General features: G+C 70.2%; 27 protein-coding genes. 15 read left to right on the top strand and 12 right to left on the bottom strand.

Annotation, left to right across the window (positions count from 1 at the left end; translation table 11 throughout):
• Positions 1-71: 71 nt before the first annotated feature.
• Together ACFWDI_RS11900 and ACFWDI_RS11895 are read right to left on the bottom strand one after the other, a co-directional pair.
• Entirely contained in the window at positions 72-1,355 is a 1,284-nt protein-coding gene (locus ACFWDI_RS11900; RefSeq protein WP_385303180.1) for an SWF or SNF family helicase, read from the bottom strand.
• Positions 1,352-4,312 (bottom strand): DEAD/DEAH box helicase, encoded by a 2,961-nt coding sequence (locus ACFWDI_RS11895; RefSeq protein WP_385303178.1) that lies wholly within the window; start codon positions 4,310-4,312, stop codon positions 1,352-1,354. Before ACFWDI_RS11895 ends, ACFWDI_RS11900 begins: the two co-directional genes overlap by 4 nt.
• A gap of 267 nt (positions 4,313-4,579) precedes the next feature.
• Here ACFWDI_RS11895 and ACFWDI_RS11890 point away from each other — a divergent pair, with 267 nt between their 5' ends.
• The 3 genes from ACFWDI_RS11890 to ACFWDI_RS11880 all read left to right on the top strand — a co-directional run bounded on the left by ACFWDI_RS11890 (position 4,580) and on the right by ACFWDI_RS11880 (position 6,540).
• Entirely contained in the window at positions 4,580-5,674 is a 1,095-nt protein-coding gene (locus tag ACFWDI_RS11890) for a fatty acid desaturase family protein (RefSeq protein WP_385303176.1), read from the top strand.
• Between the two features lie 68 nt (positions 5,675-5,742).
• On the top strand, positions 5,743-5,925 hold the full coding sequence (locus ACFWDI_RS11885) for a hypothetical protein (protein ID WP_108154099.1): 183 nt from the start codon (positions 5,743-5,745) through the stop codon (positions 5,923-5,925).
• Positions 5,926-5,997: 72 nt separating this feature from the next.
• Complete coding sequence (locus ACFWDI_RS11880; protein WP_385303174.1) at positions 5,998-6,540, top strand: MOSC domain-containing protein; 543 nt, start codon at positions 5,998-6,000, stop codon at positions 6,538-6,540.
• Between the two features lie 60 nt (positions 6,541-6,600).
• Here the strand turns inward: ACFWDI_RS11880 and ACFWDI_RS11875 are convergent, their stop codons facing one another.
• The 5 genes from ACFWDI_RS11875 to ACFWDI_RS11855 all read right to left on the bottom strand — a co-directional run bounded on the left by ACFWDI_RS11875 (position 6,601) and on the right by ACFWDI_RS11855 (position 9,480).
• On the bottom strand, positions 6,601-7,092 hold the full coding sequence (locus tag ACFWDI_RS11875) for an SAM-dependent methyltransferase (protein ID WP_385303172.1): 492 nt from the start codon (positions 7,090-7,092) through the stop codon (positions 6,601-6,603).
• A 134-nt stretch (positions 7,093-7,226) separates the two neighbouring features.
• Positions 7,227-8,075 carry a hypothetical protein gene (locus ACFWDI_RS11870; protein ID WP_385303171.1) on the bottom strand — a complete coding sequence of 283 codons (849 nt, stop codon included), beginning with the start codon at positions 8,073-8,075 and terminating at the stop codon, positions 7,227-7,229.
• A gap of 185 nt (positions 8,076-8,260) precedes the next feature.
• Positions 8,261-8,473, bottom strand: coding sequence for a hypothetical protein (locus tag ACFWDI_RS11865; protein WP_385303170.1), 213 nt, complete (start codon positions 8,471-8,473; stop codon positions 8,261-8,263).
• A 63-nt stretch (positions 8,474-8,536) separates the two neighbouring features.
• Complete coding sequence (locus ACFWDI_RS11860; RefSeq protein WP_385303168.1) at positions 8,537-8,833, bottom strand: hypothetical protein; 297 nt, start codon at positions 8,831-8,833, stop codon at positions 8,537-8,539.
• Between the two features lie 116 nt (positions 8,834-8,949).
• Positions 8,950-9,480: a PadR family transcriptional regulator gene (locus ACFWDI_RS11855; RefSeq protein ID WP_385303167.1), complete on the bottom strand. Its 531-nt coding sequence runs from the start codon at positions 9,478-9,480 to the stop codon at positions 8,950-8,952.
• 115 nt (positions 9,481-9,595) lie between these two features.
• On the opposite strand from ACFWDI_RS11855, the gene ACFWDI_RS11850 reads away from it, so the two are divergent.
• A complete protein-coding gene (locus ACFWDI_RS11850; protein WP_385303166.1) occupies positions 9,596-10,372 on the top strand; it encodes an alpha/beta fold hydrolase in 777 nt (258 codons plus the stop codon).
• A gap of 32 nt (positions 10,373-10,404) precedes the next feature.
• Here the strand turns inward: ACFWDI_RS11850 and ACFWDI_RS11845 are convergent, their stop codons facing one another.
• Positions 10,405-11,004, bottom strand: a complete 600-nt coding sequence (locus ACFWDI_RS11845) for a class I SAM-dependent methyltransferase (RefSeq protein ID WP_385303165.1) — start codon at positions 11,002-11,004, stop codon at positions 10,405-10,407.
• Between the two features lie 149 nt (positions 11,005-11,153).
• Here ACFWDI_RS11845 and ACFWDI_RS11840 point away from each other — a divergent pair, with 149 nt between their 5' ends.
• The 4 genes from ACFWDI_RS11840 to ACFWDI_RS11825 are packed head-to-tail and all read left to right on the top strand — an operon-like array spanning position 11,154 to position 15,438.
• Complete coding sequence (locus ACFWDI_RS11840; protein WP_385303164.1) at positions 11,154-12,035, top strand: MHYT domain-containing protein; 882 nt, start codon at positions 11,154-11,156, stop codon at positions 12,033-12,035.
• Positions 12,036-12,087: 52 nt separating this feature from the next.
• A complete protein-coding gene (locus ACFWDI_RS11835) occupies positions 12,088-14,604 on the top strand; it encodes a nitrate- and nitrite sensing domain-containing protein (protein ID WP_385303163.1) in 2,517 nt (838 codons plus the stop codon).
• Entirely contained in the window at positions 14,601-15,023 is a 423-nt protein-coding gene (locus ACFWDI_RS11830; RefSeq protein ID WP_385303162.1) for a roadblock/LC7 domain-containing protein, read from the top strand. Before ACFWDI_RS11835 ends, ACFWDI_RS11830 begins: the two co-directional genes overlap by 4 nt.
• Positions 15,024-15,045: 22 nt before the next feature.
• A complete protein-coding gene (locus tag ACFWDI_RS11825; protein ID WP_385303277.1) occupies positions 15,046-15,438 on the top strand; it encodes a DUF742 domain-containing protein in 393 nt (130 codons plus the stop codon).
• Positions 15,439-15,494: 56 nt separating this feature from the next.
• Here the strand turns inward: ACFWDI_RS11825 and ACFWDI_RS11820 are convergent, their stop codons facing one another.
• The gene (locus ACFWDI_RS11820; RefSeq protein ID WP_385303160.1) at positions 15,495-16,061 is read right to left on the bottom strand and encodes a GNAT family N-acetyltransferase; all 567 of its coding nucleotides are present in this window, start codon (positions 16,059-16,061) and stop codon (positions 15,495-15,497) included.
• Positions 16,062-16,348: 287 nt separating this feature from the next.
• Between ACFWDI_RS11820 and ACFWDI_RS11815 the strand changes: the two genes are divergently transcribed.
• The 7 genes from ACFWDI_RS11815 (at position 16,349) to ACFWDI_RS11785 (ending at position 23,201) form a co-directional block, all read left to right on the top strand.
• Positions 16,349-16,954, top strand: coding sequence for an ATP/GTP-binding protein (locus tag ACFWDI_RS11815; RefSeq protein WP_385303159.1), 606 nt, complete (start codon positions 16,349-16,351; stop codon positions 16,952-16,954).
• Between the two features lie 84 nt (positions 16,955-17,038).
• A complete protein-coding gene (locus ACFWDI_RS11810) occupies positions 17,039-17,443 on the top strand; it encodes a roadblock/LC7 domain-containing protein (RefSeq protein ID WP_362683852.1) in 405 nt (134 codons plus the stop codon).
• 119 nt (positions 17,444-17,562) lie between these two features.
• Positions 17,563-18,462, top strand: a complete 900-nt coding sequence (locus ACFWDI_RS11805) for a DUF6397 family protein (protein ID WP_385303158.1) — start codon at positions 17,563-17,565, stop codon at positions 18,460-18,462.
• Positions 18,463-18,667: 205 nt separating this feature from the next.
• A complete protein-coding gene (locus ACFWDI_RS11800) occupies positions 18,668-19,189 on the top strand; it encodes a response regulator (RefSeq protein ID WP_362683858.1) in 522 nt (173 codons plus the stop codon).
• Between the two features lie 828 nt (positions 19,190-20,017).
• On the top strand, positions 20,018-21,046 hold the full coding sequence (gene tdh / locus ACFWDI_RS11795; protein WP_385303156.1) for an L-threonine 3-dehydrogenase: 1,029 nt from the start codon (positions 20,018-20,020) through the stop codon (positions 21,044-21,046).
• 36 nt (positions 21,047-21,082) lie between these two features.
• The gene (locus ACFWDI_RS11790; RefSeq protein ID WP_385303154.1) at positions 21,083-22,264 is read left to right on the top strand and encodes a glycine C-acetyltransferase; all 1,182 of its coding nucleotides are present in this window, start codon (positions 21,083-21,085) and stop codon (positions 22,262-22,264) included.
• Positions 22,265-22,286: 22 nt separating this feature from the next.
• A complete protein-coding gene (locus ACFWDI_RS11785; RefSeq protein ID WP_385303152.1) occupies positions 22,287-23,201 on the top strand; it encodes a LysR substrate-binding domain-containing protein in 915 nt (304 codons plus the stop codon).
• Between the two features lie 42 nt (positions 23,202-23,243).
• On the opposite strand, the gene ACFWDI_RS11780 is transcribed toward ACFWDI_RS11785, so the two are convergent.
• The 3 genes from ACFWDI_RS11780 to ACFWDI_RS11770 are packed head-to-tail and all read right to left on the bottom strand — an operon-like array spanning position 23,244 to position 25,811.
• Complete coding sequence (locus tag ACFWDI_RS11780; protein WP_385303150.1) at positions 23,244-23,750, bottom strand: SRPBCC family protein; 507 nt, start codon at positions 23,748-23,750, stop codon at positions 23,244-23,246.
• A 52-nt stretch (positions 23,751-23,802) separates the two neighbouring features.
• Positions 23,803-25,419 carry a cation acetate symporter gene (locus ACFWDI_RS11775; protein WP_385303149.1) on the bottom strand — a complete coding sequence of 539 codons (1,617 nt, stop codon included), beginning with the start codon at positions 25,417-25,419 and terminating at the stop codon, positions 23,803-23,805.
• Positions 25,416-25,811, bottom strand: coding sequence for a DUF485 domain-containing protein (locus ACFWDI_RS11770; RefSeq protein ID WP_327327636.1), 396 nt, complete (start codon positions 25,809-25,811; stop codon positions 25,416-25,418). The genes ACFWDI_RS11775 and ACFWDI_RS11770 overlap by 4 nt, the downstream gene beginning before the upstream one ends.
• Positions 25,812-26,031 lie beyond the last annotated feature (220 nt).

Here is a 26,031-nt window from a genome sequence, read left to right as displayed (position 1 = left end):
TCCCGAACGCGATGAGACGGCCGGATGAACACCGCCTGGCGCACTGTCAACACGCGTGCGACACGGCTCGTTCAGCCCGTCTCGCCCAGCACCTCCGCCAGCGCCGCCGCCGGATCGTGGTCCGCGGGACCGGCCGGGGCCCAGCGGCCGCGCTCCTTGCGGTACGGCCACCAGCGGCCGTCACGGCCCACGCGCAACTGCGCCTCCGCCCCCACCACCGTCCAGCGGCCCGAGCCGCCCGCCCGCAACTGCGGCCGTTCCGCCTCCTCCCAGGCGTCGGAGAGCTGTGTCCGCGCCCGTGCCAGCACCTCCGCCTCCGGCGTCCACTCCTCCTCGAGCACCGAGAGGGCGGCCGCACCGCCGTACCGCCAGGCGCGCACGGCCAGGTCCAGCTCGGCACGCTGCCGGTCGGTGCCCGCGGCGAGACGTCCCGCGACCGCCGGTCCCGGCGCAGCGGCGGACAGTCGTACCGCGTCCTGATCCAGTGTCAACTCCACTTTCAACGGCTGCTGTTCATGACCGGGTGAGAGAGCCTCCGACAGCAGCCGGTGCGCCCGCGCCGCCGCATCCGAGGCCAGGAACTCCAGCGCCGAGGCCTCGATACCGGACGCCGGAGCGGTCTCCGTGTCCAGCGTGGGCGGCTGCCCGGGCTCGTCGGGCAGCGGCGGAGGAGCCGGCAGCGGCGGCAGGATGTCCCGCGCCGCGAATGCCTCGTCGGCCCGCACACCCTCGGGCGCCCGTGCCTGGTCGGCCTCCTGCTCCGGCTCCGCCCCGGCCGCCCGCGCCACACTCCGTATCTGTAGCTCGTCGAGGAGACGACGCTCCCCGCGCCCCCGCATCAGCAGCAGCACGAACGGATCCTGGTCAAGGAGCCGCGCCAGCTGGTAGCAGAGGGCCGCCGTGTGCGGGCAGTGGTCCCATGCCTCACAGCTGCACTCGGGCTCCAGGTCGCCGATGCCGGGAAGCAGTTCGACGCCGGCGGCCGCCGCGTCCTCCACCAGATGCGGCGGCATCTCCCGGTCGAGCAGCGCGGCGATATGCCCCGCCCGGTCGACCGCCATGTTCAGGAAGCGGTCCCACTCCTCCTCGCTCAGCTCCTGCAGCAGCACATCGCTGCGCTGCGCGGTGCCGTCCCGGTCCCGTACGACGGCGGTGATCCGCCCGGGACGTACCGACACCGCACCGACCGCACCCTCACGCGCGTGCCTGCGGCCCTTCTTCAGCTGCGCGCCGTCGAGCGCCGTGTCCTCCAGTGCTTTGAGCCACGCCCGGCCCCACCAGGTCTGTGCGAAACCCTGGCCGTGCGCCGGCGGCAGCGCGTCGAACGTGCGCTCCATCTCGTCCCTGCCGCTCATCGGCCGCCCCCTCGCAGCTCCACCAGATCCGCCAGCTCGGCGTCGGTCAGTTCCGTCAGGGCGGCCTCCCCGGAGCCGAGGACCGCGTCCGCCAACTCCCGCTTGCGCGCCAGCATGTCGGCGATCCGGTCCTCGATGGTGCCCTCCGCGATCAGCCGGTGGACCTGCACGGGACGGTGCTGACCGATGCGGTGGGCACGGTCGGTGGCCTGCGCCTCGACGGCGGGGTTCCACCAGCGGTCGTAGTGCACGACATGTTCGGCCCGGGTGAGGTTCAGCCCGGTGCCCGCTGCCTTCAACGACAGCAGGAAGACGGGCACTTCACCGTCCTGGAAGCGGTTCACCATCGCCTCGCGCTCGGCGATCGGCGTGCCTCCGTGCAGGAACTGCGTGCGTACGCCGCGTGCCGCCAGATGCTGCTCGAGCAGCCGCGCCATCTGCACGTACTGGGTGAAAACCAGCACGCTCGCGTCCTCGGCCAGGATGGTGTCGAGGAGTTCGTCCAACAGCTCCACCTTGCCGGAGCGGCCGGCGATCCGCGGCGGCGCCTCCTTGAGGCTCTGCTCCTTCAAATACTGCGCCGGGTGGTTGCAGATCTGCTTGAGCGCGGTGAGCAGCTTCACCACCAGACCGCGCCGTTCCATGCCACCGGCCTCCGAGATCGCGGCGAGGGTCTCCCGTACGACCGCCTCGTACAGACCGGTCTGTTCCTTGGTCAGTGACACGGCCCGGTCGGTCTCGGTCTTGGGTGGAAGCTCGGGCGCGATACCCGGGTCGGACTTGCGCCGGCGCAGCAGGAACGGCCGTACCAGCGCGGCCAGTCGCCGGGCCGCGGCCGGATCGCTGCCGCCCTCCACCGCCTGCGCATAGCGCGTGCGGAAGGTGCCGAGCTTCCCGAGCAGCCCAGGCGTCGTCCAGTCGAGGATCGCCCACAGCTCGGACAGGTTGTTCTCCACCGGCGTGCCGCTGAGCGCGACGCGTGCCTTCGCACCGATGGTGCGCAGTTGCCTGGCGGTGGCGGAGTACGGATTCTTGACATGCTGCGCCTCGTCGGCGACGACCATGCCCCAGGACACCTGGCCGAGTTTCTCGGCGTCCAGCCGCATCGTGCCGTATGTGGTGAGCACGAACTCCCCGTCCGCCAGGGCGTCGAGACCGCGCGAGGCGCCGTGGAAGCGGCGTACGGGTGTGCCGGGCGCGAATCTCTCGATCTCGCGCTGCCAGTTGCCCATCAGGGACGTCGGGCAGACGACGAGCGTGGGGCCCGCTGCCGATGTGTCGGTCTGCCGGTGCAGATGCAGCGAGATGAGCGTGATCGTCTTGCCGAGTCCCATGTCGTCGGCGAGACAGCCGCCGAGGCCGAGCGAGGTCATACGGTTCAGCCAGTTGAGGCCGCGCAGCTGGTAGTCGCGCAGGGTCGCGGCGAGCGCCGCGGGCTGTCCGATCTCCTGCTGTCCGCCCTCGGGATCGGCGAGCCGGTCGCGCAGCCGCGCCAGCCATCCGGACGCCTGTACGTCGATGCGGCGGCCGTCGACCTCGGTCGTGCCGGTCAGTACGGCGCCGAGCGCGTCGACCGGAGCCAGCTTGCGGTCCTGGCTCTCGCGGGCGCGCCGGGCCTGCTCCGGATCGATGAGCACCCACTGGTCGCGCAGGCGGACGACGGGGCGGTTCGCTTCGGCGAGCCGGTCCAGTTCCGCCCGGGTGAGCTGCTGATCGCCCAGCGCGAACCACCAGTTGAAGGCAAGTAGCGCGTCCGCGGACAGAAAGGACGGCAGCCCGGAATCGTCCTTCTGCGGAGCCTTTCCGTCCTCCTGTCCTGGTCTGTCCTCCTGTCCCGGTCCGGGCTCATCGGGCGGGCCGATCACGGCGCGTGCGGTGAGCTTGCGCGCCATCTCCTTCGGCCAGTGCACCTGGACGCCGGTCGCCGCCAGCGCCGTGGCCGCCTCGCCGAGCAGTTCGGTGACCTCCTCGTCGGCGAGCTCGATCGCGTCCGGCACGGCGGCATGGAGCAGGGGAGTGAGCGGCGTCCAGGCGCGGGCGGCGCGACGCAGCGCGAGCAGGGCGTCCATCCGGGCGCGCGGCCCGAACGCCGCATCCGGGCGGGCTGCCCCGGCCCATACCTCGGCGGCGTCGGCGACGAGCGTCGGATCGCTGACGCGGTGCATCTGCAGGACGGCACGGAAGCCGGGTCCCGCGCCCTCCGCGTCCGCCTGCGCAAGACCCGGCAGCTCGATGCGCAGGGAGAGCCGTACACCCGCGTCATGGCCCGCGGCGACGTCCGCCGCCCAGGCACGCTGGTCGGGGAGGTGCTGCGGCTCGTGCGCCGCGAAGGCCGGACCGCCTGCCGCGATCGCGGCCGCCGGCGTGCGCGGCAGACCGTCAGCGACCGCGTCGAGGAACGCGCGCAGCAGTCGCTCCGGCTCCGGCAGCAGCAGGGGATCGGCTGCCTCGTCCAGCGGCACGCAGTGCGCGGCGGGCGGCATCGAGGCCGCGAGCGTACGGACCCGCTCCAGGTCCTGGGGCGTCAGCGGCCCGAGCCGCCAGGCGTCGTGATCGGTGGCGGTGAGCCCCGGCAACAGCAGCCCCCGTGCGGCGAGTTGGAGGGCGAGGATGGTCGCCGCGCCCCAGAAGGCCGTCGCCGGCGAGGCGTTCGCCGAGGCGCGGGCCCTGGTCAGGACCGGCAGCGCGACCCGTACGGGCAGCAGCAGCGCGGATACGGCATGCGGGCGGGCGTCGTCCGCGACCACGGTGAGCGGCTCGACGGGACCGGGCGCGGCCGGGAGTCCGTCGCCGTCGGGACGCCAGAAGGCGATGCGGCCGGCGCGGGCCGGGTTCCCGGGCACGAAGACCGCACAGCAGCGGATGAGTTCGTCGAGGTCGAGGTCGAGGTCGCGTTCGGGTTCGGGTTCTTCGGGTTCGGTGGTCGGAGAGAGCGTTGCCGCGGGGAGCCTGTGCACAGCGATGACGCATTCCTCAAATTTGACTACTGCGGACCGGAGCCGCCGAGAGTACTCCACTCGGAGCCGGGGACGGATGCGACAAGACGGTGACCTGGCTCACACATGCGGAGCCGTGGTGCAGCCAGCACCACCTCTCGCCACAGGCTGGCCCCAACTGTGTCCGGGTGGTGGCGCCATGGTCGTCAAGGGGCACTGGTCCGTACGTTTTCTCAGGCCAGCACAGTGAGCGCAGCCAGCTCACGGCCCAACAGACCGGAGACCGTCATGCCCGAGGCCACCGCCACCCTTGTGGCCCCCGCATCCGCGCCGTCCACCTCCGGCGCCGGCGCGGGTCGCAGCGCCGGGAGCGAATTCGCGCCGCTCCTGCGGACCGTCAAGGAGCAGGCTCTCCTGGAGCGCCGCACCGGCTGGTACGTCCGCGGCATCACGGTGAATCTCCTCGGCCTCACCGCCGTGATCGCCGGCATGGCCCTGCTCGGTGGCTCCTGGTGGGTGCTGCTGCTCGCGCCGCTGCTGGGCGTCCTGTCCGCCCGTACCGCCTTCTTCGGCCATGACGCCGGACACGCCCAGATCACCGGCGACCGCCGCAAGAGCCGGATCATCCAGTTCCTCCACGCCAATCTGCTCCTCGGCATGAGCCAGGAATGGTGGAACGACAAGCACAACCGGCACCACGCCAACCCCAACCACATCGAGAAGGACCCGGATGTCGCGGCCGACATCCTGGTTTTCACGCAGAAGCAGGCCAAGGGCCGCGCCGGATTCCGAGGCCGGCTCACCCGCCACCAGGCCTGGCTGTTCTTCCCGCTCACCACCCTCGAAGGCATCGCCCTCAAGGTCTACGGATTCCGGGCCGTCCTGTCCAAGGAGGCGGGCGCCCGCCAGACCATCCGCGAGCGCGCCGTCGAGGGCCTGCTGCTTCTCGCCCATGCCGCCGCGTATGTCACCTTGCTGCTGACCACCATGTCCCTGGGCCACGCCGTCGTCTTCGCGCTCATCCACCAGATGCTGCTCGGCCTCCATCTCGGCATGGCTTTCGCGCCGAACCACAAGGGGATGGAGATGCCCGACGAGGAGAGTGATCAGCGCTGGGGCCATCTGCGCCGCCAGGTCCTCACCTCCCGCAACATCCGTGGCGGGCCGGTGACGGACTGGTTCCTCGGCGGCCTGAACTACCAGATCGAGCACCACCTCTTCCCGAGCATGCCCCGCCCCCACCTGCGGCTCGCCCAGCCGCTGGTGCGCGCCCACTGCCGCTCGCTCGGCGTCGCGTACACCGAGACCGGTCTCATCGACTCGTACCGGCAGGCACTGACTCACATGCATGAGGTCGGCGAACCGCTGCGCGCCGACGCATAGTGGAACCGTGGAGCGTGTGCGCGCGTTCTCACGGCAGGAGCGGCCACGGCCGCGAAGGAGGCGTCGAGATGTCGACACGTACAAAGATCGTGATAGGGGGAGTGGCCGTAGGCCTGCTCCTGTGGCCGTTGATCGGATTCTGGCTGTCGCTGCTGGTGGTGCTGGGTGTGCCCGCGGTGGCGTATCTGACGCTCGACCCCAGCCAGCGCCGCAGGCTCCGCCGTATCTCCCGCAAGGAGATCGGACGCTGACCCGAGGCTCCCTCACCGTGCCGGTATAGGGTCGGAAACGATCACCGGCACGGAAGAGGGGGGCTTCGCTCGATGAGCGCAGAAGTCACGAAGGTCAGCAGCAACGGCGAGTACTCCTTCACCAAGCCGAACCGCGACAGCATCACGTTGCTGGCCGGGCTGGGGGTGGAGGGGGACGTCCACGCGGGGGTGACGGTCAAGCATCGCTTCCGGATCGCGCAGGACCCCACTCAGCCGAATCTGCGCCAGGTCCACCTCATCCACCAGGAGCTCTTCGAGGAGGTGCGGGCGGCCGGTTTCGAGGTCGGCCCCGGTGACCTCGGCGAGAACATCACCACCAGCGGCATCGATCTTCTCGCGCTGCCCACCGGCACGGTGCTGCGGCTCGGCGAGGAAGCGGTTGTGGAGGTCACCGGCCTGCGCAATCCGTGTCTGCAGATCGACACCTTCCAGGACGGCCTGCTCAAGCAGGTCGTCGGCCGCGACGAAGCGGGTGACATCGTGCACAAGGCCGGGATCATGAGCATCGTCAGGGCGGGCGGAGTGGTCAAGCCCGGAGACACGATAGCCGTCGAGCTGCCCGACGGACCGCACCGGCCGCTCGAACGGGTCTAGAGCTCGATCGACTGGTACATCCGCGGGCGGCGCGCTGTCTCCATCAGCTCGTGCGGCCTGTCAGTAGTAGTCGCGCATCAGCTCCACCGACCACTGCGGCTGCATCGTCTCGCCGATCGGGCCGAACTCCGCCATATACGGCTTGATATCGAGGACCGGCGTGCCGTCCACCGCGTCCAGCCCCGTCACAGAGACCTCCAGACCGTCGACCTTCACCAGCCGGCAGCGCGAAACCCCCAGCCGGTTGGGCCGGTTCTTCCCGCGCTGCGCGAAGATCCCCACCAGCGGCCAGTCCGTATTGCCCCGCGGATGACGGGCGCCCGTCTGGATCTTCCCCGGAGCGACCCGGTCGAAGTGGTACACGACCTCCAGATGTGAGAACGCCTCGAGACCGAACAGCGCTTCGGGCCCGAACTGCGCGCTGTCGAGCCGGATCACCGCGCTCTGCAGCCCCCAGTCGTCGTCCTCCACCGCGCTGCGGCCGCCGACCACCCTGCCGATCGCTCGGCATTCGACCAGCCCGTCCTGTCGCTCCACTGCACTGTCCGGCACGCCGCGTCCTCCCCGTAGACAAGTAAATCGACTGCCCGCTCGATCGAGCTGCTGTGAGTATGACGCTCACATAGACGGGGAAGGGGCTCGCGTTCCTTCGCTGATCGCTGATCCCTGATCCTGATCGCCGGGGCTCAGGCCGGGCGTACGGCGATCTTGTCGAGCGACTCCAGCAGTCCCGGCAGCTGGGGTCCGCGGCCCACCGGCAGCACCTCGCGCGGCTCCTCGTCCAGCAGAACGAACGCGATGTCGTCGGTCCTGGCGACCATGGACCAGCCAGGGCCGTCGGCGCGCAGCGTCCGCGCCCCGCCCGGGGCGAAGCTGGAGCGGACCCGCCCGGCCGGCGGGGCCGATTCCACATAGGCGTGGGCTTCCTTCAGCGCCCGCCGCACACCCTCATGGGTCTCCTTCGGCTCGGTCGCGGGAGCGTCAGACGTCTTCGAGGTGTCCGATGTGTCCGACACGTCCGAGGTGTGCTGTCTGCCGAACGCTTCGTCGTCGCCGATCTGTTGCCGCCACTCCGCCCACTGGAGCGCGATCTCGTCCGCCCCGAGCCGCCGCTGCGCCGGCCCCCAGGAGTCGGTGTCGGGCGGCGCCAGTGGCGGCCGGTCGCCTTCCTCGGGCGCCGGATCGTGCGGCGCGGGCACGCCCGGCGCGGCGACCGCGACAGCCAGCGGCCAGCCGGGCAGCGCGGCGACCACCGTGCGTTCGCCGGGCGACAGGTCGTACTCCATGCCGCAGTCCCAGGAGGCGATCGCGACCGCGACGAGCGACACATCGTCGACCACGACCGTCCACCGGGCGCCCTCGCAGTCCTGGCCGAGCACGAGCCCGTACCCCTCGGCGTACGGCTCGAGCCCCAGCACCGCGCACGCCGCCGGGAAGTCGTCGCCGAGCACGCTCGGGAACTGCGCCGGCGTCAGCAGCACCGCGGTCAGCACATAGAGCGCGTCCTCGTCGACGGCATCGTCCGTCCCGGCCACAGCACCCTCCCCATCCGATCGTTCGTCGGCGCACCTTAACCAGTGGGTAACCCGGACGTCGAGAGTCCACGGCACGAAAATGGTTCGGCCTGTTCCGCACCGGGGTCCCAGCATCGCCCCATGGCCGGATCCACGTCCCACTTCATCTGCCTGCCCTGCCGGGCTTCCTTCAAGAAGGCACCCGACTACCTCAAGGCCACACCGATCTCTGCCCGCGGTGCGGCGGCCCGTTGCTGAACGCGGGCTCCGCTCTCGCCGCGCCGCGCCGCCGGGACGTAGCGGGCCGGCGTGCGCTGTCGGCCGTGCTCGGCGCGGGCCTGTGCTTCCGGCAGGGCCGCTGCTGCGGCCCCGGCTACCGGCCGCGGACCCTGCGCGAGGTCAAGGAACGGCTCGCCCATGCCGAGCGTACGGGGCTGAGCCCGGCTGAGGCCTCGCCCGCTACGACCTGTCCGGTTCCGATGTCAGGCGGCGGGCAGGCCGAGGAGACTACGCGCCACGGTCTGCGGAGACTCGTCCCGCTCGCGGGCGAGGGCGATGACCGCGCGGCAGGCCAGTTCGCTGACGCCGAAGGAGAGCGCCTCCGGGGACACCCAGGTCACCGCCTCGTCGATCTGCTCCTGATCGTCGTCCGCGCACCCGGACACATAGACTGCCGCGGCCTCGAATATGTTGTGCTGCCGCACCGGAGGTCGTGCGACCGGTGCTTCGTCCGGGCGGTACGCGAGGAACTTGCGGAGCCTGCGGAGTCTGCTGAACACCCGGACCACCTTCCTCCAGGGCGGCGGCTGCCGCCGATCTTTCAAGTCTTGCATCCCTGCGCGAAGTTGGACCTGCGGCGACCGAAAGGGGAACGGCGTGTGCTGCGCGCCCGGCGTCAGCGCCCCTGGGCAAGGGAGCGGATCGTGGTCCGCAACCACTTCAGCTCCGCCTCACTGGTGGCGCGGGCGATCGTGAGTATGCCGCGGCGGAAGGGATCGTCCAACTCCTCCGCACGCAGGGGACGTTCACCCTCGTAGAAGAAGCTGGCCGGCTCCTCCAGAAACGCCAGCCGCCGCCGCAGTACCGTCGCCTGCGCCTCGGTGTCCTCGAGATGCCGCAGGAATGCGAGCAGGGTGAACCACCGGTTCTCGTCGGTGATTTCGCTCTGCGCGGGCTCTGCGAGCCGACGCCGCAGCTCACGCCGCCCGTCGGCGGTGAGGCTCAGGACATGGCGGGGCGCGGCGACCGATCCGGGCTGGGTCTCGCGCGCGAGCAGACCTGACTTCTCGAGCCGTTTGATCGCGGGATACAGCGTGCTCTCGGCGACCGGCCGCACATGCCCGGTCAGTGCGGTGATGCGTTTGCGCAGTTCATAGCCGTGGAGCGGGGCGTCACAGAGAAAACCGAGGATGGCGAGTTCGAGCATGCCTGCATTCTGCCGCAAGAGCGGTGTACATCGATAGCGCAATACATCGACACCGAGGTATGCTGCACGCGGAACAGACGGAGAGCACGGCATCGACGAGCAGGGGAGATCGACAGTGCGACAGGCCCGATTCGACGCGCAGGGCAGCCTCATTCGCTGGACGGAGGCGGCGGGCGAGGGGCCGCCGAGGGTATTTGTGCACGGGCTCGGCGCGGCTTCGTCGGCGTACTACACGCATATCGCCGCCCACCCGGCACTGGCCGGCCGCCGCTCGCTCTTCGTCGATCTGCCCGGACACGGTCTCAGCGACCGGCCCGCGGACTTCGGCTACACGCTGGAGGACCACGCGGCCGCGCTCGCCGCCGCACTCGACGCGGCAGGTGTGCGCGGCGCGGAGCTCGTCGGGCACAGCATGGGCGGTGCTGTCGCCATCGTGCTCGCGTACCGTCGCCCGGATCTGGTGGCTCGGCTGGTGGTCACGGAGGGCGACCTCGACCCGAACCCGCCGGTGACGGCGGGCAGCAGCGGAATCGCCACATACAGCGAGGAGGAGTTCGTCCACGGTGGCGGCTTCGCGCGCGTACTCGAGCGGGTCGGTCCTGTCTGGTCGGCGACCATGCGCCTGGCGGACCCGCTCGGCCTGTACCGCAGTGCGGCAGGACTGATGAGCGGTACGCGCCCCATGATGCGCCGCATGCTCATGGAGCTGCCGGTGGACCGCACATACCTGCAGGGCGCGCGCAGCGGTGAACTCCCTGGTCACGAAGAGCTGGTGGCCTGTGGAGTACGAGTGCTGACCGTCCCGGACGCCGGTCACAACGTCATGTTCGACAATCCGGCGGCGTTCGTACGAGCGGTAGCCGACGGCTCAGTCCTGACGGCTCAGTCCTGACGGCTCAGTCCTGACGGTTCAGCTCTGACGGTTCAGTCCTGACGGACCGCCAGGGCCAGGAAGCGGGCGTCCTCGTCCACGTACGAGGTCATCCGCCAGCCCGAACCGGCCAGCAGCGGACGGAGACTGGGCTCGGCGCGCAGATCATCCTCGGTGATCTGCCGGCCCTGGCGGGCAGCGAGGGCCGCCCTGCCGATGGGGTGGAACAGTGCGAGCCTGCCGCCCGGTCGCACGACCCGCGCCAACTCCCGCAGATTCACGTCCGGTTGTGGAAGGTGGGCGATGAGGCCCGCAGCAAACACGGCGTCGAGCGACTCGTCGCGCAGCGGCAGCCGGGCCACATCGGCGAGCAGCAGCAGTCCGCTGCTCCGGCGCCCCGCGCGTACCGCTGCCTCCAGCATCGCGGGTGTCAGATCGGCCCCGAGCACTGTGCCCTGCGCTCCCACGGCGGACCGCAGGGGAGCCAGGGCGCGGCCGGTGCCGCAGCCTGCGTCGAGCACGGCGTCGCCGGGACACAGCCCCAGCTCGGCGACGGCGGCGGTGTAAGCCGGACCGTCGTCGGGGAAGTGCGCGTCCCAGTCGGCGGCGCGGGCGCTGAAGAACTCCTGCACATGTGTGTGGTCGTCGGCCATGAGGACATGATCCCTCAGCGCCTGGGCGACCGGCGGTGCACATGTTCGAGCGCGGCACGATCGTTCAGAAACATCTCTCTGTCATATTCCATCAGCTTTCGAAACGCGCCCCCAGCGCGCGCCCCCTCCGGGTCTAGCGTCCATGAGCCATGGGACACCTGGACCACGCCGCATTCGGTTTGCTGACCCCCGTGCTGTCGTACGCGATGGCCGTCATCGGCGCCGCCCTCGGGCTGCGCTGCACCGTGCGCGCGCTCGGCACGAGCGGCCGCTCCCGCCGCAACTGGCTCATCACAGCCGCGTCCGCGATCGGCACCGGTATCTGGACGATGCACTTCGTCGCGATGCTCGGTTTCGCCGTCACCGGCACCGACATCCACTACAACGTGCCGCTGACCATCCTCAGCCTGCTCGTCGCCATGCTCGTCGTCGGCGCCGGCGTCTTCTGCGTCGGTTTCGGGCGTGACCGCGTCACAGCACTGCTGATCGGCGGGCTCACCACGGGGCTCGGCGTGGCCAGCATGCACTACCTGGGCATGGCCGCCCTGCGGCTGCACGGCTCGGTCCACTACGACCCGCTGCTCGTCGCGCTCTCCGTCGTCATCGCCGTGGTCGCCGCGACCGCGGCCCTGTGGGCGGCGCTCAACATCAAGTCACCGGTCGCGGTCGCCGTCGCCTCGCTCGTCATGGGAGCGGCGGTCAGCAGCATGCACTACACCGGAATGCTCGCGGTCAGCGTGCGGGTCGCCCCTTCCGGTGGCGAACTGCCCGGGGCCGCGGCGATGCAGTTCATCTTCCCCCTCGCCGTCGGCCTCGGGTCGTACCTCTTCGTCACCGCCGCCTTCGTCGCGCTCTCCCCGACAGCACGCGAGCACGCCGCCTATACCTCGGCCGGGCGGCCGACCACATCCGACCCCGCCACCGACCCCGCCACCGACCCCGCATCCGCCCCCGCATCCGCCCCCGCCCCTGCGGCCGAACCCTCAAGCACCAACGGTCCCCCGACCACCACCACGACCGCCACCGCCTAGCCGGCCCGGCTGCCGCCGCACCCCCCAGCCCCGTACCCGGAACGAGGAGGCCATGCGCACACCCCGCAGGACTTCGGGCGCCGACACCAACACGCCCCCGCCCCCACTGCCGCCCGCATCCGCGGCGGCAGCCCGCGGACGACGCGCACATGCCGGGCCGCCCGCCGTCGAACACACCGGACAGGTGCTACGGACCGACGCACCCCCGCCCCCGGCCGACACCGGCGGTCGATGGCTGCTGCGCCCCGGAACCGTACGCGCGAAGATCATCTCTCTGCTGATGGTGCCCGTCGTCTCGCTGCTCGCGCTCTGGGGATTCGCCACCGTCACCACCGCCCAGGACGTGTCGCGACTGCGCCAGCTGCAGCGCGTCGACACCCAGGTCCGCGAACCCGTCGCCGCCGCCGTCGCGGCTCTGCAAGCCGAACGGCGCGCAGCGGTACGCCAGGTGGCGGCACCGTCCGACGAGCGTGCGGCCGCACTCCAGCAGGAGGCCCGGCGCACCGACGACGCCATGAAGGGGCTGTTCCTCGACGGCGAGCACACGGTCGCCGCCGGCGGCGACATGCCGGCCGCCGTCGCGGGACGCCTCGACCAATTTGTCACCCGCGCCGAGAAAGTGCGCACCCTGCGCACCGCCGTCCTCGACCGCAAGGCCACCTGGAGCGCGACCTACGAGCAGTACACCGCCGCCGTCACCGCCGCTTTCAGCGTCTCCGGCGCACTCACCGGCATCCAGGACACCGGGCCCGGCTCCGACGCCCGCGTCCTCCTGGAGTTCGCCCGGGCCGGCGAGATGTTCGCCCGGGAGGACGCTCTGCTCACGTCCGCGCAGCTCACCAAGTCCCTCGGTGTGGAGCGTCAGCGGCTGTTCACCGGAGCCGTCTGGACCCGCCGGAGCCTCGCCGAATCGGCCGTCACCGATCTGCGCGGCCCCGAGCGCGCCGCCTGGCGAGAACTCACTCAGCAGAGCCCCTACCGGCAGCTTCAGGCGGCCGAGGACAAGGTGCTCGCCGCGCCCGCAGGCCACAAGGCGGCACATGTCGTCCCGGCCGAAGCCTGGGACAAGGCCCATGCGGCCGTCGGTGACGGGCTGCGCGCCATCGAGACGGACGCCCGCCGCGCTGCAGCAGACCGGTCCGACCCGGTGGCGAACGGAATCCTCACCCCGGCCGGAGCTGCCGTGCTCCTCGGACTCGCCGCCGTCGTCGCCTCCTTGGTCATCTCCGTACGCATCGGCCGTGCCCTCGTCGTAGAACTGATCAGCCTGCGTAACACCGCACTCGAGATCGCCCGGCACAAACTGCCCCACGCCATGCGCCGGCTGCGCACCGGCGAGGAGATCGACATCCAGGCCGAAGCCCCGCCGGGACGCCCCGCCGAGGACGAGATCGGCCAGGTCGGCGAGGCACTCGGAACCGTCCACCGGGCCGCGCTGAGCGCCGCCGTCGAACGCGCCGAACTCGCCGGCAGCATCTCGGGAGTCTTCGTCAACCTCGCGCGCCGCAGCCAGATCCTGGTCCACCGCCAGCTCACCCTGCTCGACACCATGGAGCGCCGCGCCGACGATCCGAACGAACTCGGCGACCTCTTCCGCCTCGACCATCTCACCACCCGTATGCGGCGGCACGCCGAAAGCCTGATCATCCTGTCCGGCGCGGCGCCGGGGCGAGCCTGGCGCACGCCCGTCCCGTTGACCAGCGTCGTACGGGCCGCCGTCTCAGAAATCGAGGACTACGCGCGCGTGGAGGTGCGGCAACTGCCCGAGACCGCCATTGCCGGAACCGCCGTCGCCGACGTCACCCATCTGCTGGCCGAACTCGTCGAGAACGCCGCACAGTTCTCCCCGCCGCACACCAAGGTGCGCATCAGCGGTGAGCCCGTCGGCAACGGCTACGCCCTCGAGGTCGAGGACCGCGGCCTCGGCATGGGCAAGGACGTTCTCGCCGAGGCCAACCGCAGACTGGCGGAGTCCGAAGCACTCGACCTCTTCGACAGTGACCGGCTCGGCCTCTTCGTCGTCAGCCGGCTCGCCTTCCGCCGCGAGATCAAGGTCCAGCTGCGCACCTCGCCGTACGGCGGCACCACCGCGGTGGTGCTGCTGCCGACCTCGCTGCTGCAGAGCGCCCTCCCGGCCCCGCCGGGCACCCGCGGCGACCCGGGCCCCGGCGACGGGAAACCCGCGGCCGCGCCGACCGAGCCCGCCCCGCGCACCAACGGCGCACCAGTCCCGGCCCCGGTGCCACGACCGGTGCCACGACCGGTGCTCGAAGCGCAGACCGTGACCCCCGTCCCGCCCGGCGTCACCGCGCTGCGCCTGCGCGGCGCCCCGCCGCAGACCGCGGACGGCGAACTGCCGCGCAGGGTCAGGCAGGCGCACCTCGTCCCGCAACTGCGCGAGGAGCCCAAGGCCGAGGAGCCGGTTGATCTCGCGGGCGCCGACAACAGCCCGGAACGCACCCCCGAACAGGTACGGGACCGCATGACGGCGTACCGCAACGGCTGGACCCGGGGCGGCGGCGCCGCCCCCGGCACGGCCGCCCCCGGCAGCGAAGGAGACGAAGCATGACCGAGCACGAGTCAGCCCCAGCCCGCCAAACTCTCGGCGACCTCGACTGGCTGCTGGACGACCTCGTACTGCGAGTCGGCGAAGTCCGCCACGCGGTCGTGCTGTCCAACGACGGCCTGCCGGTCGGCGCGTCGACGGCGCTGACCCGCGAGGATGCCGAGCACCTGGCCGCCGTCGCCTCCGGATTCCACAGCCTGGCCAAGGGCGCGGGGCGACATTTCCACGCCGGCGGCGTACGCCAGACGATGGTCGAGATGGACGACGGCTTCCTCTTCGTGGCGGCCGCGGGAGACGGCTCCTGCCTCGCCGTGCTCACCTCTGTCGTCGCCGACATCGGCCTGATCGCCTATGAGATGGCCCGCCTCGTCAAACGCGTCGGCGAGCATCTGCGCACCCCGCCGCGCATCACCGCGATGTGACGGCGTGAACGACGTGACCGACATGGCCGATATGTGTGGCAGTCAGTGGTACGACGCCGACGCAGGCCCGCTCGTCCGCCCGTACGCGATGACCGGCGGGCGGACCAAGCCGGGTCCCAGCAACGTACGGTTCGACCTGATCGCCCTCGTCGACATCGCCGCCGATGCCCCCGGCTCGGCGGAGGAGTCCCTCCTCGGGCCCGAACACCGCGCGCTGCTCACCCTCTGCCGCTGCGAGACGCAGTCCGTCGCGGAACTCGCTGCCGACGCGGACCTCCCGGTCGGTGTCGTACGCGTTCTCCTCGGTGATCTGCTCGAAGCGGGCTATATCAGGGTCAGCCGTCCCGTGCCGCCGACGCAGCTGCCCGACGAGAAGGTCCTCAGGGAGGTGATCGCAGGCCTGCGGGCTCTGTAGGGCGCCCCCGCCGCCGAACCCGCTGACCCCATGAAGCCGATCCAGCCTCGAGCCGCTCAAGACCTCGTGCTCAGCTGCCAGTCGGCCCTGGTCAGCTCGTACTCGACATCGCCGAGCTCGGAGCCTTCGATGATGTCGGGCCACTCCTCGAAGAAGGTCCGGACGTAGGTGAGACCCGCCTTCTCCATCACGCGGCGCGAACGGGCGTTGGCCGTCATCGTGTTCGCGACCACCCGTTCCACGCCGAGTTCGGAGAAGCCCTTATGGATCAGCGCGCGCGAGCCTTCCGTGGCATGGCCGCGGCCCCATGCGGCCCTGCCGAGCCGGTAGCCCAGTTCGACCACCGCACTGCTGTGGTCGTCCAGCGGCCGGAAGACGAACCAGCCCAGAAACTCCTTCGTGGTCCGCTCCTCGGCCGCCCAGAACGCGCGGTTGTCGATACACGGATAGTGACGGAGAAAGCGGGGCAGGGACTCGGCACGGACCGCTTCCCGCGTCGTCGGCCGGCCTCCGTTGATGAAACGCATGACCTCAGGATCGTTGTCGAGGTCGAGCAGATGGTCCACATCGGCCTCGCTGAACGGGCGAAGCGCCAGACGATCGGTCACCAGGAATGTGGGCATGCCCCGATCCTCACCAGCGGCGCCCGCGCCCGCCAGCGAATATCCACCCGTGCCCCGCCGGGACAGGATCGAATTGCGCGCTGGTTCGGGCATCGACTGGACCCGTATCAGTCACAACGCTCTAATAGCGATCCCTTCCCTCGGGACAGGGCCGCGCTTGCCATGCTGTCTGCGTACTGGCATGGACCAACGCCGAGAATCAGCTGACCGAGACCTCAAAGACCGTTCTGACCTGCCAGTTTCATAGGCGGGCCGGATATCTTGGGCTCACTCTTGAGAGAAATGACATGGCTTCCGAGAGCTCTGAAAATACTGGCGGGGAGTCGACCGACCTCGCGCTGAAAATACTCGTCGCCGGTGGCTTCGGCGTCGGCAAGACCACTCTGGTCGGCTCGGTCAGTGAGATACGGCCTCTGCGTACGGAGGAACAGCTGAGCCAGGCGGGCAGCACGGTCGACGACACCGGGGGAGTCGACAAGAAGACCACCACGACCGTCGCCATGGATTTTGGACGCATCACCATTCGCTCGGGTCTGTCCCTCTACCTGTTCGGGACTCCGGGGCAGGACCGTTTCTGGTTCCTGTGGGACGAGCTTTCCCAGGGGGCGCTGGGAGCAGTCGTCCTCGCCGACACCCGGCGCCTCGTGGACTGCTTCCCCGCTGTCGATTACTTCGAACACCGCCGGATTCCCTTCGTCGTCGCGGTCAACTGCTTCGCCGGCGCACGCACGTACGGCGCGCACGAAGTCTCACGCGCTCTCGACCTGGAACGAGGGACTCCTGTCGTGCTGTGCGATGCGCGCGACCGGGACTCGGGAAAGGAGGTGCTCGTACGACTCGTCGAGTACGCGGGGCGGATGCATACGGCCCGGCTGCTGGATTCGGTCGGCTAGCCGCACCTTGCCGTGCCGCCCCTCGTACGAAAGGCTTACGGACAACAACGGGGCACGGGGAACGTATGAGCGGGGAGGACCAACATGGCGTTGGACAAGGGACTTGACTGGCTGCTGGACGACCTGACCAACAGGATCGAACACATACGGCACGCACTCGTGCTGTCCAACGACGGCCTGGTGACGGGGGCGAGCACGGGACTGGCGCGGGAAGACGCGGAACACCTCGCCGCGGTCTCCTCCGGTCTGCACTCCCTCGCCCGGGGTTCCGGACGCCACTTCCGGGCCGGCAAGGCACGCCAGACCATGGTCGAGTTCGACGAAGCGCTGCTCTTCGTCACCGCGGCGGGCGACGGAAGTTGCCTGTGTGTACTCAGCTCCGCCGACGCCGACGTCGGCCTGGTCGCGTACGAGATGACGCTGATGGTCAACCGGGTCGGCGAGCATCTGGGCGTTGCCGCCAGGCAGCCAGGTGGCGACCCCCGCTGACCTGGAGGAACCCTGCTCGGCGGCGCCCGGTCCGCAGTTATCCACAGGCCGGGCGGAATGTGCTTGGTTCGGGCTACGGTCGTCACCGAGAGTATTCACACCTCACGGGGGAGACCGTCATGACGGTGAAGCAAGCAGCAACGCGCAGTCTGGCGCTGGGCCGGGCCTCTCAGGAACTGGATCTTAAGCGGGGCGAGTTCGATCTCGCGGTCCAGCTCGGGCACATTCGCACCACAGCCGGCGAGAGCGGCGGTCCGCCGAGGGTCGAGCAGCAGGAGATCGACCGGCTGCGCGGGAAGGAAGGATTCCCGGGCACCCTGCGGGAGCGGGTGCGGACCGTCGGCACGGTGGAAGGCGCACGGCTCATCTCGATCAGCCCGGCGCGCTTCGCCCGGCTCGCCCGCACTGGCCACTTCACCCCGGTCCGGTTCTATCTGAACCGCTATCGCGCGGTCGTCTGGCTCTATCTGGCCGAAGAGGTCTGCCAGTTCGCCCTCGCCCATCCCGGCCTCCTCAGCGGCAGAACCCCGCCGGCGCTTCGAGCCGTACTGGACGCGGGTGAGGACCGGCGCGCACGCAACTGGCGGGGGCGGAGTCTTGGGCTGCTGCTGCGCAGGACTGCGGATCCGTGGGAGCGCGCGGCGGCGATCGCCTCCGTGCTCGACCCGGTCGCGGTGTCCGAGGTGGCGACCGATCCCTACGAACGCTCACATCTGCGCGTGCTCCGGCCCGAACTCGCCCCCGGGCGCCTGGATTCGCCCGCCGGGCGCGAAGTAGTGGAGCGGCTGCTCCTGGCGGACCATCCGGATGAGATTCTCTGGCATCGGGTGAGCCTGGCCGAGGCGCTTCGGGAGGCGCGAGAGGTCCGCCCCGCGCCACGCCCTGTCCCCAGGGCCGAGCCCCGGACGGTCTCCGGGACCGTCCCGAGGGGCGGGCGACTACTGCCGGTGCGCCGGAATCCTTACCGTGGCGGTCTGTTGACGCGCCTGCTGTTCAGGAAGGCGAGCACCGTGGCCTGACGGCGCCAGAGAGCCCGGTTCGGGAGCGCCGGACAACAAGAGCCCGTCCACGCCGGGTGCTTCGCACTGCCCGAGGCTTCATACTGCCTCTACCCCCGAAGCCCCGCGGGAGCCGAAGGACACGGACGGGGCCGCCCTCGCCGCACGTGCGGCGTACGCTGATGTGGCCGCCTGACGAGGGAGGTCTAGGGATGCGGGCTGTGTCTTGAAGATCCTTGTGGTGGACGACCGCGAGGACAACCTCTTCGCGATAGAGAGCCTGTTACGCCCTGTGGGGCGTCCGGTGGTACGGGCACACAGTGGGGACGAAGCGCTGAAGAACGTCCTGCGCGGCGGCATCGCAGTGGTCATCCTCGACGTCGTCATGCCGCGGATGGACGGCCTGGAAGTGCTCTCCTATCTCAAACGACTGGATCACACCAGGAATCTGCCCGTCGTGCTGATGACCGGACTGGGCAGGGACGACGAACTGGCCGCCCGTGCCTACAACCTCGGCGTCTCCGACTTCCTGGTCAAGCCCGTCGATCCATGGGTGGTGCGTACGAAGGTCAGGGCACTCGCCGATCTGTACACCGAGAACCAGAAGCTGCGTGAGCAGCTCAAAACCCTGGCCGAGCACAGGAGCGGAACGTCCAGGGCTCACCTTCCCGACCTCCTCGACGCGCGCGTTGCACGTCAGCCGGGCGGCACGGCAGACCATGCCCGGAGCGCCCGCGGAATCGACTGACGCACGTCGCACCGAGGCACTGCACCGGCGCGGTCTGCCCGAGGACACCATCCGCAAGATCCTCGGCGGCAATGTGCCCGACCGTTCCGCAAGGAGCTCGGTTTCGCCCCGCCCGAATGCACCTGGCGGGGCCTCTCGCGGGATGCCCGATGGCAGCACCCGGATGTGCGAGAGGCCCCGCCGGATCAGCGGCGATCCGCCGTGCCGCGGCCCCCGATCAGCACTCCGCGGAAACCGGCAGAACGCCACGCTCGTCGCCCGGCAGCCCCAGGGCCGCCCGGACGGATGCCGCCCCGGTCTTCAGCAGCCGGCAGCGACTGCGCCAACGGCGACCGAAGCCACCGCCGTGGTCCTCTTCACCAAGTTGTTCCTGTCCTTCCGTTGGTGAACGAGCTTGAGCATCGCGAACCGCAGGTCCGTTCGCAAGCATTTCGATACGCGTGGAAGCGTGCCGCCGAATTCCCGGGGCCAGGCCAAGGCCAGGGGCCGCAGGTCAGGACCAGGCGGGGAGCAGATCCCCGCGCGAGTAACCGCTGCCGGCACGGCTGAGCAGCACGTGCCGGCCGCCCGATGAGGTGCGACCGAGACCCGGAGCTGATCCAATGGGCGGAGCCGGAGTTCCGGGAAGCCTTGCACTGTGCGGTCCCCGTTCGCCGTACACCGTGTTGCTCTCACCCGGCCGACCTGCATGAAGCTCTGCTGTTGGCCCGCTTAAGAAATCCTCGATGGACTCTGCAGTCACAGCTGGGCACATTGGTGCAGGTCCACTGACCGGTGCCGTCGGCACTGCCTCCGGTCAGCCCCACCACGATGCCTGGAGCCGCCCCGATGAAGGCACTTGTCAAGCAGCATGCCGAGCCCGGGCTGTGGCTCATGGACGTGCCGGAGCCGGAGACCGGCGCAGGCGATGTGCTGATCAAGGTGCTGCGCACCGGGATCTGCGGCACCGACCTGCACATCAGGTCCTGGGACGGCTGGGCCCAGCAGGCCGTCACCACGCCCCGCGTTCTCGGCCACGAGTTCGTGGGCGAAGTCGCCCGTGTCGGCGCGGACGTCGAGGACATCGCGGTCGGCGACGTGGTGAGCGGCGAGGGGCATCTGGTGTGCGGCAAGTGCCGCAACTGTCTCGCCGGCCGCCGCCATCTCTGCCGTAGCACCATCGGCCTCGGCGTCGGCCGCGACGGCGCCTTCGCCGAGTACGTCGCGCTGCCCGCCTCCAATGTGTGGGTGCACCGGACGACGGTCGACCTGGACATCGCCGCGATCTTCGACCCGTTCGGGAACGCCGTGCACACCGCGCTCTCCTTCCCGCTGGTCGGCGAGGACGTACTGATCACCGGCGCGGGACCGATCGGGATCATGGCCGCCGCCGTCGCCCGGCATGCCGGCGCGCGCAATGTCGTGATCACCGATGTGAGCGAGTCCCGGCTCCAGCTGGCCCGCAAGGCCGGTGCCACCCTCGCGCTGAACGTCGCCCAGAGCGATATCGCCGAGGCACAGCGGCAGCTCGGACTCAAGGAGGGCTTCGACATCGGCCTGGAGATGTCCGGCCGCCCGGAAGCCATGCGGGACATGGTCGACAACATGACCCACGGCGGACGTATCGCCATGCTGGGCCTGCCCGCGCAGGAGTTCGCCGTCGACTGGTCGAAGATCGTCACCTCGATGATCACGATCAAGGGGATCTACGGCCGTGAGATGTTCGAGACCTGGTACGCGATGACCGTGCTGCTCGAGAGCGGACTCGACCTCAGCCCGGTGATCACCGGCAGTTACGGCTACCAGGACTTCGACGCAGCCTTCGACGAGGCTGCCACCGCCCGCAGCGGCAAGATCATCCTCGACTGGACCGTCTGAGCCTCTCGTCCGAGCTTTTTCGTAAGGAGCCCCACCATGTACGCGTCCGTCCGCGACGATCTCCGTACCACCCTCGACGAGATCCGCGCCGCCGGTCTCTACAAGCCCGAGCGCGTCATCGGCACGCCGCAGAGCGCCTCCGTGTCCGTCGCTTCCGGTGACGTACTCAACTTCTGCGCCAACAACTACCTCGGCCTCGCCGACCACCCCGAGGTCGTCGCCGCCGCCAAGGAAGCGCTGGACCGCTGGGGCTACGGCATGGCCTCCGTCCGCTTCATCTGCGGCACCCAGGACGTCCACAAGGAGCTCGAGGCGCGCCTGTCGGCGTTCCTCGGCCAGGAGGACACGATCCTCTACTCCTCCTGCTTCGACGCCAACGGCGGTGTCTTCGAGACCGTCCTCGGCCCCGAGGACGCGGTGATCTCCGACGCCCTCAACCACGCCAGCATCATCGACGGCATCCGGCTGTCCAAGGCCCGCCGCCACCGCTACGCCAACCGAGACCTCGCCGACCTGGAGCAGCAGCTCAAGCAGACTCAGGACGCCCGCCGCCGCCTCATCGTCACCGACGGTGTCTTCTCCATGGACGGCTATGTGGCTCCGCTCGCCGAGATCTGCGACCTCGCCGACCGCTACGACGCCATGGTCATGGTCGACGACTCGCACGCCGTCGGCTTCGTCGGCCCCGGCGGCCGCGGCACCCCCGAGCTGCACGGCGTCATGGACCGCGTCGACATCATCACCGGCACCCTCGGCAAGGCGCTCGGCGGCGCCTCCGGCGGCTATGTCGCCGCCCGCGCCGAGATCGTCGCCCTGCTGCGCCAGCGCTCCCGCCCGTACCTCTTCTCCAACTCCCTCGCCCCGGTGATCGCCGCCGCCTCCCTCAAGGTCCTCGACCTGCTGGAGTCCGCCGGTGATCTGCGCGAGCGGCTGAACGCGAACACGGCCCTCTTCCGTACGAAGATGACCGAGGCGGGCTTCGACATCCTGCCCGGGGACCACGCCATCGCCCCCGTCATGATCGGCGACGCCGCAGAGGCCGGCCGGATGGCCGAACTCCTGCTGGAGCGCGGCGTGTACGTCATCGGCTTCTCCTACCCCGTCGTCCCGATGGGTCAGGCCCGGATCCGGGTCCAGCTCTCCGCCGCGCACTCCACCGAGGACGTGGAGCGGGCCGTCGCCGCATTCATCGACGCACGCCAGGCGCTGAAGGGCTGACCGAGGCTGGCAAAATGGCGGGGTGATCGACCCCCGGCGGCTGCGTATCCTGCGGGCCGTGGCGGACCACCGAACGGTGACCGCCGCGGCTTCCGCGCTGTACCTCACCCCCTCGGCCGTCTCCCAGCAGCTCAACGCGCTCGAGCAGGAGACCGGCCATGCCCTGCTGATCCGCAGCGGCAAGGGCGTACGGCTGACGGCCGCGGGAGAGATCCTGCTGGCCCACACCCATGCCGTGCTCGCGCAGCTGGAGCGGGCCGAGGCGGAGCTCGCGGCCTACGCGGGCGGCGCGGCCGGTGAGGTCACCGTCGCCGCGTTCGCCACGGGCATCGCCGAGGTCGTCGCCCCGGCCATAGGGCGCCTCGCCGCGGACCATCCGGACATCCGGGTACGGGTACGGGACGCCGAGGGCGACGAGAGCCTGCCGCTGGTGCTCGACGGCGAGGCGGATCTGGCCGTCGCGGTCGAGTATCGGGGCGCACCCGGCGAGGGCGATCGGCGGCTGGCACGCGTACCGCTGTATGCGGAGCCTTTCGACGCCGTCCTGCGCGCCGACCACCCTCTCGGCGCGGGCGAGCGGGTGGAGCTCGCCGAGCTCGCGGACAGCGACTGGATCGGTCCGTACCCCGGCAATCCCTGCCACGACATGGTGCTGCTCGCCTGCGAACTCGCCGGATTCCAGCCCCGTCTGGTGCACTCCTCGGACGACTTCCGCGCCGTTGTCGCGCTGGCCGGAGCCGGCGCAGGCGTGGCGCTGGTGCCGCGATCGGCGCTGCGCGGGATGGAGCTCAAGGACACGGTCGTACGACCGGTGGCGGGCCCGGCCGCGACCCGCCGGGTGTTCGCCGCCGTACGCCGCGGAGCGGAGCTGCACCCGCTGATCCGACCGGTGCTGGACGCGCTGGCGAGCTCCGCGGCCGGGCTTTCCACCGGCTGAGGTCGAGCCCTCGCCCTTGCCGGACGAGGGCGCAGACGTCGGTCAGGCGGCCGTCGGCTCCATCGCCGTCTTGAGATTGCGCAACGTGGTCCGGATGTTCCGGCGCTGGAAGTCGGCGAACGTATGCCCGCGGGTCGCGGCCTTGTCGAACGCGTGGGCCAGGAAGTCGGGCCAGGACCGCCGGTCGTCGGTCCAGGTCTCGGTCACCCGGGTCCCGCCGTCGAACGCCTCGAAGCGGTACTCCCAGGTGGCGATCCGGCCGGGCATCACCGGCCGGCGCTTGCCTATGGCGTGCACCCGGAAGGCGAACCGCTCACCCGGATCCGCCGCGGTCACCGTGCACCGCGTCGTCCAGCGAAGGGCTCCTCGCTTGTTGTAACCGTCGAAGACCATGCCCACGTACGCCTGCTCACGGCCGTCGCGCACCGCCGCGCCGCGGTTCTCGGGACTCCAGCGGCCCATCAGCGCAGGGTTGCTGACCTGGGCATAGATCGTCGACGGGTCGGCGTCGATGACGATGCTGTCCGAAACGGTGAAAGTGCGTGCCATGGGTACGACTCCGATTCTTGGGCGCGCGACGCTGTCGCGCGGTCACCAGTGATCATCCACGGGGCGGTGCGGCGTCGGCCAGGATGGAAGCCTCGACCGCGTCGTAGTCGTACTCCGGCAGGCCGCCGACCCTCGTTCTGTTGCGGGTGAGCACGGTGCCGAGCCAGCCGGCGAGGAATCCGACAGGGATGGAGACGAGGCCCGTGGTGGTGTACGGGAACCAGGTGAAGTCGTCGTCCGGGAAGATGGCTTGGGGGGACCCGGAGACGAGCGTGGTGCCGGTGATGAGAATCAGGACGCTCAGCGCGCCGCCTATGAGGGTGCTCAGTAGCCCGGTGCGGTTGTACTGCCGCCAGAAGAGGCTGTAGACGAGGGCGGGTGCGACCGCCGAGGCGCCGATGCAGAAGGAAAGGGTGACCATCGCCTGCAGATTCACGTGCCGGGACCCGGCCGCGAAGAAGATCGCGGCAAGACCGACTGCCGCGGCAGTCGTGCGGGCGATCGTCATCTCGGTGCTGTCGCGCAGTACCTGCTTGCCTCGCAGACCGTGTGTGATGAGGTCGTGGGCCAGCGTGTTGGCACAGGCGAGCGTGATGCCGGCGACGGAGGCCAGCAGCGTCAGGAAGATCGCGGTGGCCATCGCGGTGAACAGCAGGGTCTCGAAGGTGGACACCTCGGTGCCCATGATCGCCTGACTGACCAGCAGGATCGAGGTCTTGCCCTGCGGATCGGCGGCCGTGATCTGCTGGCGGCCGACGATCGCGGCGGCTCCGAAGCCGATCACGGCACTGAGCACACACATGATGACCACGGTGGAGACGGCCCAGGACATGGAGCGCCGCACGGCGGGTGCGCTGCGGGAGCTGAACATACGCATCGTGATGTGCGGCAGGCACGCCGCGCCGAGGACGACGGTCAGCTGGGCACTGATCATGTCGAGTCCGTCGCCGCCGAACTGAAGCGCTGGTGTGAGATAGGCATCGCCCGCACCGCTTCCGCGTGCCGCGGCGTCCAGCAGCGAGGGGATGCTGAAGTCGAAGCGGTGCAGGATGAGCGAGGCGATCGCGATGGCCGCGGCGAACAGCACCACGGTCTTGACGATCTGGATGAAGGCGGTGCCCTTCATACCGCCGATGGCCGCGTAGATGATCATCAGCAGGCCGAGAATCACGATGGAGACGGTCTTGAATCCGGCAGAGTCCATGCCGAGGACGAAGGCCAGCAGATCGCCGGCGCCCGCCAACTGGAAGATCAGCAACGGGAAGAGTGCGGTGAGCGTGACGAGGCATGCGGTGATGCGGACGGCGGGACTCGGGGCGCGGCGGGTGAGTACGTCGCCCATGGTGAACCGGCCCGCGTTACGCAGGGGCTCGGCCAGCAGGAACATCAGCAGCACCAGGGAGAGCGCGGTGCTGAGGGCGAGGACAAGTCCGTCCTGGCCGACCAGCGAGATGACGCCGATGGTGCCCAGCACGCTCGCGGCGGATATGTAGTCGCCGGCGATGGCGAGTCCGCTCTGCATGGGGGTCAGGGAGCGGAAGCCGGTGTAGAACTCGTCCAGGTCTTCGCGGTCGGGCCCGGTCATCACGCACAGCAGCAGGGTCACTGTGGTCACCGCGATGAACGCGACGAAGGACATGGTCTGGGCCTCGGAGCCGAATCCGCTCATCGGCGTGCTCCCTCGGTGGTCGGGTCGGCCTGGAGACGTACGGCTTCGGCGAGCGGGTCGACCCGGCGGCGCGCGGACTTCTCGTACGCGGCGACGGCTATGAGGGTCACCGGCAGCTGGATCAGGCCGAGCATGAGGGCGATGGTGAGACCACCGGTGATCTTGGTGGTCATCAGCCCCGGCAGATATGCGGAGAGCAGGAGGAACAGCACGAAGTACCCGAGGGCGGTCAGGCTCGCCACACGGCGCAGGCGCTGGTACGCGGCGCTCAGCGCGCGTATCTCGCGGCGGGGATCGGCCGGCGGCACGGGGGGCGGGGGCGGCGCCTGCCAGGAGTGGTGAGGTTGTCCTGGCTGCTCGGGATATGAGGGCGGCGGAGGGTAGTACGACATCGCGGTGTGCCTTCGCGGACGGCTGGGCAGGGCAGGGCATGGCGGGGGCGGGCGGCTACGTTACCGACGGGTAGCGGCTGCCGGAGCATTGTTGCATGGACTGTCCGGTCGGTCAGTTGCATCAACCACTACGGCCCTTACCCCGTGGTGGGGGGGGCGGGCGCGGGGCCGGGCGGGCCCGCCCCCCCCCCGCAGGCACCCGGCGAGACGGCGACGGGAG

The sequence above is a fragment of the Streptomyces sp. NPDC060064 genome (genome assembly GCF_042736455.1).
Classification (GTDB): domain Bacteria; phylum Actinomycetota; class Actinomycetes; order Streptomycetales; family Streptomycetaceae; genus Streptomyces.
This window is presented reverse-complemented; position numbering and strand designations above follow the sequence as displayed.

Excerpts from the sequence above, each read along its gene's own strand:
- ACFWDI_RS11900 (WP_385303180.1), bottom strand. The coding sequence starts at position 1,355 with ATGAGCGGCAGGGACGAGATGGAGCGCACGTTCGACGCGCTGCCGCCG.
- ACFWDI_RS11890 (WP_385303176.1), top strand. The coding sequence starts at position 4,580 with ATGCCCGAGGCCACCGCCACCCTTGTGGCCCCCGCATCCGCGCCGTCC.
- ACFWDI_RS11885 (WP_108154099.1), top strand. The coding sequence starts at position 5,743 with ATGTCGACACGTACAAAGATCGTGATAGGGGGAGTGGCCGTAGGCCTG.
- ACFWDI_RS11880 (WP_385303174.1), top strand. The coding sequence starts at position 5,998 with ATGAGCGCAGAAGTCACGAAGGTCAGCAGCAACGGCGAGTACTCCTTC.
- ACFWDI_RS11865 (WP_385303170.1), bottom strand. The coding sequence starts at position 8,473 with ATGGGCGAGCCGTTCCTTGACCTCGCGCAGGGTCCGCGGCCGGTAGCC.
- ACFWDI_RS11855 (WP_385303167.1), bottom strand. The coding sequence starts at position 9,480 with ATGCTCGAACTCGCCATCCTCGGTTTTCTCTGTGACGCCCCGCTCCAC.
- ACFWDI_RS11845 (WP_385303165.1), bottom strand. The coding sequence starts at position 11,004 with ATGGCCGACGACCACACACATGTGCAGGAGTTCTTCAGCGCCCGCGCC.
- ACFWDI_RS11840 (WP_385303164.1), top strand. The coding sequence starts at position 11,154 with ATGGGACACCTGGACCACGCCGCATTCGGTTTGCTGACCCCCGTGCTG.
- ACFWDI_RS11835 (WP_385303163.1), top strand. The coding sequence starts at position 12,088 with ATGCGCACACCCCGCAGGACTTCGGGCGCCGACACCAACACGCCCCCG.
- ACFWDI_RS11830 (WP_385303162.1), top strand. The coding sequence starts at position 14,601 with ATGACCGAGCACGAGTCAGCCCCAGCCCGCCAAACTCTCGGCGACCTC.
- ACFWDI_RS11825 (WP_385303277.1), top strand. The coding sequence starts at position 15,046 with ATGGCCGATATGTGTGGCAGTCAGTGGTACGACGCCGACGCAGGCCCG.
- ACFWDI_RS11820 (WP_385303160.1), bottom strand. The coding sequence starts at position 16,061 with ATGCCCACATTCCTGGTGACCGATCGTCTGGCGCTTCGCCCGTTCAGC.
- ACFWDI_RS11815 (WP_385303159.1), top strand. The coding sequence starts at position 16,349 with ATGGCTTCCGAGAGCTCTGAAAATACTGGCGGGGAGTCGACCGACCTC.
- ACFWDI_RS11810 (WP_362683852.1), top strand. The coding sequence starts at position 17,039 with ATGGCGTTGGACAAGGGACTTGACTGGCTGCTGGACGACCTGACCAAC.
- ACFWDI_RS11805 (WP_385303158.1), top strand. The coding sequence starts at position 17,563 with ATGACGGTGAAGCAAGCAGCAACGCGCAGTCTGGCGCTGGGCCGGGCC.
- tdh (WP_385303156.1), top strand. The coding sequence starts at position 20,018 with ATGAAGGCACTTGTCAAGCAGCATGCCGAGCCCGGGCTGTGGCTCATG.
- ACFWDI_RS11790 (WP_385303154.1), top strand. The coding sequence starts at position 21,083 with ATGTACGCGTCCGTCCGCGACGATCTCCGTACCACCCTCGACGAGATC.
- ACFWDI_RS11780 (WP_385303150.1), bottom strand. The coding sequence starts at position 23,750 with ATGGCACGCACTTTCACCGTTTCGGACAGCATCGTCATCGACGCCGAC.
- ACFWDI_RS11775 (WP_385303149.1), bottom strand. The coding sequence starts at position 25,419 with ATGAGCGGATTCGGCTCCGAGGCCCAGACCATGTCCTTCGTCGCGTTC.
- ACFWDI_RS11770 (WP_327327636.1), bottom strand. The coding sequence starts at position 25,811 with ATGTCGTACTACCCTCCGCCGCCCTCATATCCCGAGCAGCCAGGACAA.